The organism is Pseudochrobactrum sp. sp1633, assembly GCF_030376605.1.
Taxonomy (GTDB): domain Bacteria; phylum Pseudomonadota; class Alphaproteobacteria; order Rhizobiales; family Rhizobiaceae; genus Pseudochrobactrum.
In genome coordinates, this window is record NZ_JARRAE010000046.1 from 1 (window position 1) to 1,318 (window position 1,318).

General features: G+C 47.1%; 1 protein-coding gene. It reads left to right on the forward strand.

Annotation, left to right across the window (positions count from 1 at the left end):
• Positions 1-69 precede the first annotated feature (69 nt).
• Positions 70-1,289 (forward strand): IS3 family transposase gene (locus P8H26_RS18015; RefSeq protein WP_289634459.1). Its coding sequence is split into 2 segments (ribosomal slippage): positions 70-409 and positions 409-1,289, totalling 1,221 coding nucleotides; the frame shifts between segments, so codons are not numbered across the junction.
• Positions 1,290-1,318: the final 29 nt, after the last annotated feature.

Below are 1,318 nucleotides of genomic sequence, written 5' to 3' on the forward strand. Positions count from 1 at the left end.
TGTAATAGCCCCCGAATTATCCGGACATTTTCTCACCCTTAATTAAGGGTTAGGAGTAATGTTAGGCATATGACTAGTCATAATTCGCATATTGAAATTTTGGGCGGTCCAGAACGTCGCCGTCGCTGGACGAGCGCTGAGAAGCTTTCGATGGTTCAGGAAACCTATGAAACTGGTGCAACAGTCAGTTTGGTTGCCCGTCGGCATGGTGTTGCGCCCAATCAGCTTTTTGGCTGGCGTAAATTAGCGACACAGGGAGCTTTAACAGCTACATCGGCAGATGAAGAGGTGGTTCCATCATCGCAATATCGCGCACTTGAGCAACAGGTTCGGGAGTTACAGCGTCTTCTGGGTAAGAAGACCATGGAAGTCGAAATTCTCAAAGATGCTCTTGAGGCCACATCTGATTTAAAAAAACAGACATTGCGGTCTTTGTCATGGCCCAAGGGCGGCATTCGATGAGTACTGTTTGCGAGACGCTACAGGTTGCTCGATCCAATATCACTGCGCGTGTCGCTGATCGACCTAAAAAACGTAGAGGACGACCACCCCTACCAGATGCTGAATTGGTGTCCGAAATACAAGCTATTATTGCTGAGCTGCCAACTTATGGTTATCGCCGCGTCCATGCGGTTTTACGGCGCAAGGCGATATTGGAAAACCGGTCATGGCCGAATGTCAAACGTGTTTACAGGGTTATGAAAGAGCACAAACTCTTGCTTCAACGTTATACCGGTGATCATCAAAGTCGGAAACATGATGGAAAGGTCAGTGTTGGGCAATCCAATCTTCGATGGTGCTCAGATGGTTTTGAGATCACCTGTGATAACAAGGAAAAAGTCCGCGTGGCATTCGCGCTCGATTGTTGTGACCGCGAAACACTCGGTCATATCGCAACGACACAAGGCATCAAGAGCCAAGATGTTCAGGATTTAGCCATCCTTGCCGTCGAGCATCGTTTTGGGTCAGTCAATAGTTTACCGCATAAAATTGAATGGCTAACCGACAATGGCTCCTGTTTCATTGCTAAAGATACAAAATCCCTACTTCGGGATATCGGTATGGAGGCCAGAACAACGCCTGTCAGAAGCCCGGAATCAAATGGTATGGCTGAGGCGTTTGTCAAAACCTTCAAGCGTGACTATGTCAGCGTTAATCCAACCCCGGACGCAAAAACCGTTATTAAAGCATTGCCTTTATGGTTCGAGCATTACAATGATCTTCACCCACATAAGGCTTTAGGATATCGTTCACCCCGTGAGTTTATCGCGGATCAAGTTAACCTGTAAAAATGACCGATCTTTTGGGAGCAACTACA